1 protein-coding gene is annotated in these 1,323 nt (G+C 36.7%); it reads right to left on the bottom strand.

The window, feature by feature from the left end; translation table 11 throughout:
* Nucleotides 1-112: 112 nt before the first annotated feature.
* Nucleotides 113-1,272 (bottom strand): IS3 family transposase gene (locus AN964_RS25190; protein ID WP_200915597.1). Its coding sequence is split into 2 segments (ribosomal slippage): nucleotides 113-1,011 and nucleotides 1,011-1,272, totalling 1,161 coding nucleotides; the frame shifts between segments, so codons are not numbered across the junction.
* Between the last annotated feature and the right edge of the window lie 51 nt (nucleotides 1,273-1,323).

Here is a 1,323-nt window from a genome sequence, read left to right on the forward strand (position 1 = left end):
TTGATACTACGTCAAGAAAATAGACACAGATTTTTCTACCGCGCTTTCGCTTGGTTGCCTTCATAAAAAAGTTTAAATAAAGTGCGATTTAAACTTTTTTATGAAGGTAAAATCAAGCTGCAGATTTTCTATACATTCGCTCAAATTCATTCGGCGTATAGTATCCCAACGTTGAATGGATCCGCTTTGAATTGTAAAAGAACTCGATGTATTCGAACAATGATTTCTTCGCTTCTTCTCTAGTTTTATATTTTATTTGATACACTAGCTCACGTTTAAGAATACCGTGAAAGGACTCGATACAAGCGTTGTCATAACAGTTTCCTTTTCGGCTCATGCTACCAACCATATGGTATTTTTTTAATAGCTTTTGATATTCAGAAGAAGCATATTGAACACCTCTGTCTGAATGATGAATAACACCTTTTCCGGGTTTTTGACGCTTGTAAGCCATCTTTAATGCAGAGATAACCAATTCCTTTGTCATGGTTTTGCCCATTGCCCAACCTATTATTTTACGAGAATATAAATCCATTACACTTGCTAAATACAACCAGCCCTCATTGGTCGGGATATAAGTTATATCCGTTACCCACACTTGGTTTGGTTTACAAGGTTTAAATTGTCGATTTAAGACATTTTCACTTACTGGATGTGCATGTTTCGAATTGGTCGTAGCCTTGTATTTTTTGACTATACAAGACTTCCATTGGTTCTTTGTCATAATACGTGAGACCGTACGCACACTTACTTTTACGCCACGACTATTGAGCGTTTTAGCAATTTTAACACTGCCGTAACGTTGCTTGAATTCTAGGTGGGTCTGTAAAATCTTTTGTGATAATTTCTCGTGTTGTTTCTTCCTGTTACTTATCGGTTGTTTTAACCATTTGAAGTAACCACTTTTAGAAACTCCCAGAACGCTGCACATCTTCTCCACTCGGAATTGGGAGCGATTTTCATGAATGAATTCATATTTTACCGAGGGCTTTTTGCGAAGTAGTGCATCGCCTTTTTTAAAATTTCATTCTCCTCCTGTAGATCACGAATTTCTTTCTGAAGGGCCCTTAATTCAGCTGATTCTGAGGAAAAAGATTTTACAGCTTTAATCTCTGGTTGTTGGCCGTATTTCTTCAACCAGCTATATAAAGTATTTTCATTGACCCCCACTTCTCTAGCAACTTGAGCTACAGACTTATGGTTTTCATTGATATACTTAACTGTTTCAATTTTAAATGCCTCTTCGTATCGATTGCCGTTACCTCTTGCCATCCTGACACACCTCGTTATAGTTGATATTTTTATTATAACAATCTGTGTCTA

The organism is Heyndrickxia shackletonii, from assembly GCF_001420715.1.
Taxonomy (GTDB): domain Bacteria; phylum Bacillota; class Bacilli; order Bacillales; family Bacillaceae_C; genus Margalitia; species Margalitia shackletonii.